Here is a 3,816-nt window from a genome sequence, read left to right on the forward strand (position 1 = left end):
GCGCCCGGGTAAAACCCCCCAACGGCCTCGGGCCCCCCCGGGGGCGCGGCAGGCAAAGGGCGGGGCGCCGCAGGGGGGCGCCGCCCGGCCTTCGGGTGGACGGGTCGAGTGCCCGGACCGGCCCTGAGCCGGGCCGGGCCTGGTCGTTACCGGCCGTGAGACCGCCGCACGATCAGCTTTCTCGCGGCGAACCGGCCAGCCTCTCGATGAACGCCTCCCTGGCCGTGTCATCCCGCAGTTCGTCGAACTCCGTCCAGACGGTCCGCGCGGTTTCGGCGGACAGGCCGGCGGCTTCGACGGCGTCGGCGAGTTTGGCGTTCATGCTCCCCAGGGACGTCCGCCAGCAGTACGTGCTGACGAGTTCGCGGAGCCCCGGATGCATGGCGTCCAGGTTTCCGGCGATCCAGTCCCGGGTGTTCCGCACCATTCGCTCGTGGCCGGGGCGCAGCAGTTCCTGGACGTCCGCGCCGCGCCGCTCGCGAAGGGCCACGGACCGCGCGTGATTTCCGATGGCCTCGCGGACGGCGCGCAGCACCCCCTCCTGGACCCGAGGATCCGTGTAGCGGGCGGACCGGTGCACCGGATTGACCCCCTTCGTCAGCGGGTGGTCTCGGAACCATCCCTGCACGGGGTGGCCCTGGGCGTCGATCCGGTCGGGTGTCAGTTTCGGCCCGCTGGTCAGAACCTCGATCACCACGAGCGCGTCGTTCGCCCGGAAGGTCAGACCTTCCAGATCCGGGTCGTCCGGCAGCACGAGCAGGTTCTTGCCACCGTCGCTGCCGGCCGCGTCGAGGTCGAACAGGTACCCCCGGTCCGCGTGCGGGTGCGGGTCGAAGTACGCCGCCGTCCGGAACAGGTACAGCCCGCGCACCAGGGTTCCCCTGGCGGTCGGCCAGTACATCTGCTTCAGGGCCGCACGGGCCGTGCCGCGCATTCCGTTGTCGAGCAGGATGACGTCCTGCCGCGGTTCGGGCTCGTCCACGGGCAGGCCCCGCCGACGCAGGAGTGTCGTCAGGTTCCGAGCGGCGTCGACGATCTCCTCGTCGGAGGGGGCCTTCCACGCCATCGTCCCGAGCATGGCGTCCAGCTCGGGGAAGGTCCTGCCATGGTGGCGCTTCAGATCCGCCAGTGCGCTCCTGACGACGCTCCGGTTGATGGGGATCTCGATGATGTCCAGCCCCGGCTCGAAGGCGAGGACGATCACGCGGCAGTTCTCGCCGTCGCGGCCGACCGACGCGAGGGTCGCGCCGTTCGCGGCCGCCGCTCGGATGTCTCCGAGCATGCGGTGGACGGCCCGGACGTAGAACGGCGCGATGGTCTCCCATGCGGCGTCGTACGCGTCGCGGAGGGCGGACGCCACGGCCTCCCGGTCGGTTTCCGACGCGAACCGGAAGAGCCCTTCGGTGTCGAGGATCGACCTCAGCGAGGCCTCTCGTTCCATTTTATCTTGTTTGTTCAAGCTAGTCGCCATTGCGACACACTTCCCTTTTCTTTGAGTTCCTTTTGCGGTCTTTGCCGCAAAAGACATAGTACTTACTTAATGCCCGACGTCAAGCTTCCAGCGCTACGCATCCGTCCATGTGGACGCAGGTCAGCCCCATATCACAAAGGGCCCTCTCCCGTCACACAGAGCCGCACATCGACGCCATTTCATTCACTATGGCGCTCCGCCCGGCGGAAAATGGAACGGTTCGCCGTGGCGGCGCCGCGAAGGCTCTTCCATGGCGGCGGGAAAGGGTCACAAGGGTCGCCCGCGGCGACCTTTCGCCGCGCGAGGGGGCCGGCCGCGGCCTCGACAGGTCAGGGACGGTCGAGACGGGGCTCTCTCGGTTCCAGCATCGGGACGAGGAAGCGGTGGGCCAGGGCGGCCAGTCGAGCGTCGTCGTCGAGGTCGATGATGTGGCTGGGGACCGCCAGGAGCGAGCCGGATATCCGGACCATCATCTCGGCCACGAAATCGACGTCCAGGTCGCTCGACACGTTGCCCGCGCGCTGCTCGCGGCGGAGCTGGTCGGCGACGAACCGCCGAACGGTGGCGAGGGTCCGGCCCCCGTCACCGGTCAGGGAGGGCAGGAGCAGGTCCGGTTCCGTGGCGATCAGGCCGCCGATCAGGGGATTGCCCCGGATGGCGCGCAGCGAGCTCACGAAGCCGAGGACGACCCGGTCGGCGGCCGTCTCGGCCTCCCGGATGTCGATGAGGAACCGGTCGAAATAGCGGCGGAACTCCCGCCGCACCACCTGCTCCACCAGGGCGTCCTTCGTGGCGAACCGCCGGTAGACGGTGATCCGCGAGACGCCGGCCCGCCGGGCCACGTCGTCCATCGTGGAGCGCTGGATGCCCATCCGGCAGAACTGCGCGTAGGCCGCGTCGAGGACGCGCGACCGGGTCTCGTCCACGTCGTCGACCTGTTCGACGGCCTCGACGTACACGCTCTCCAGCAGCGACCCCGAGTCCGACGACCCCATGAGGAACGACAGCACAGGTTCCACGATCCCCTCCCGAGACACCGATTCTGCCCGAATCGTCCATGTGCGTCACGAAGGGTCTTGTGACCGAAGCCACCGTGTGCTCTCATGATGCCAGACCCTGATACACAGAAGCACGTTGTGTTTCATCGTATCAGCAGTCGTCGTCGGCCCGAGGAGGGAAAGGCATGGAACAACCCAGCAGGCGCAACGTGCTGATGACGGGCGGGGTGCTCGGGGCGCTCGGTGCGCTGAGCGTCGCGACGCCCGCCCAGGCCAGGCCGCTGTGGACGTGGTCGCCCAAGGGATCGGTCGTGGGCGCCGGCAAGGGCGTCGACCCGCGGTGGGTCTGGGACGAGGAGGCCGACCCGCTGGTCGCCTCGCTGATCGACCGGGGCGACGTCCCCAAGGTCAACATGCTGCTGAAGACCTGGACCAAGAACGGCCAGGCGCTGCCGTCCGGGCTGCCGGCGGACCTGAGGGCGTTCATCGAGAAGGCCCGGCAGCTGCCGTCGTGGGCCGACCAGACGAAGCTCGCCACCGCGTTCAGGTTCAACCAGAAGCGGGGCACCTACCTCGGCGTGAGCTACGGCTTCGCCAGCGGGATGATGAGCACGGTCATCCCCCACGAGGCGCGCGCGGTGTACTACTCCAAGGGCGGCGCGGACATGAGGGACCGCATCACCAAGACCGCCAAGCTCGGCTACGACATCGGCACCAGGAACGCGTTCCTGCCCGACGGCGAGATGATCGTGACCTGCGTCAAGACGCGGCTGGCCCACGCGGGCGTGCGCCACCTGCTGCCGCGGTCCCCGTACTGGACCAAGGTCGCCGACGAGCAGATCCCGATCAGCCAGGCGGACATGATGGTCACCTGGCACAGCCTGCCCACCACGGTCATGAAGCAGCTGAACCGGTGGAAGGTGCCGATCCCCGCCGACGAGTCCGCGGCGTTCCTGCACTCCTGGCAGCTGACCGCGCACATGCTGGGCATCCTGGACGAGTACATCCCCAACTCGTGGGACGAGGCCGACGCCCAGGCCGCGCAGGTCCTCGACCCGGTCCTCGCCCCGACCCCCGAGGGCGTCAAGCTGGCCGACATCCTGCTCCACCTCGGCGTCACCATCGACGGCGGCATCCTCACCACGCACATCCTCGGCGCGCTCACCCGCTACATGCTCGGCGACCAGATCTGCGGCTGGCTGCAGATCCCGCGCGAGCCGGTGTGGGACCCGGCCTTCGAGGCCTTCTGGCCGACCTTCGTCGCCATCAAGGAGGGCCTGCTCAAGATCACGGGCACCGCAACGTCCAGGGCCTCGCCTGGGACGACGCGGGCCGCCTGTACGCCAC

Annotated in this window: 3 protein-coding genes; 1 reads left to right on the forward strand and 2 read right to left on the reverse strand. The window is 68.9% G+C overall.

The genetic code is table 11. The features are described 5' to 3' along the window. Positions 1-172 precede the first annotated feature (172 nt). Complete coding sequence (locus AB0C69_RS39535; protein WP_360361392.1) at positions 173-1,441, reverse strand: hypothetical protein; 1,269 nt, start codon at positions 1,439-1,441, stop codon at positions 173-175. 359 nt (positions 1,442-1,800) lie between these two features. Continuing rightward, positions 1,801-2,490: a TetR/AcrR family transcriptional regulator gene (locus AB0C69_RS39540; protein ID WP_360361395.1), complete on the reverse strand. Its 690-nt coding sequence runs from the start codon at positions 2,488-2,490 to the stop codon at positions 1,801-1,803. Between the two features lie 164 nt (positions 2,491-2,654). Between AB0C69_RS39540 and AB0C69_RS39545 the strand changes: the two genes are divergently transcribed. Continuing rightward, positions 2,655-3,816, forward strand: a 1,162-nt coding sequence (locus AB0C69_RS39545; protein ID WP_360361398.1) for an oxygenase MpaB family protein, incomplete at its 3' end; no start/stop codon positions are given.

This window comes from Actinomadura sp. NPDC048032, from assembly GCF_040653175.1.
Lineage (GTDB): Bacteria > Actinomycetota > Actinomycetes > Streptosporangiales > Streptosporangiaceae > Spirillospora > Spirillospora verrucosospora.

Excerpts from the sequence above, each read along its gene's own strand:
- AB0C69_RS39535 (WP_360361392.1), bottom strand. The coding sequence starts at position 1,441 with ATGGAACGAGAGGCCTCGCTGAGGTCGATCCTCGACACCGAAGGGCTC.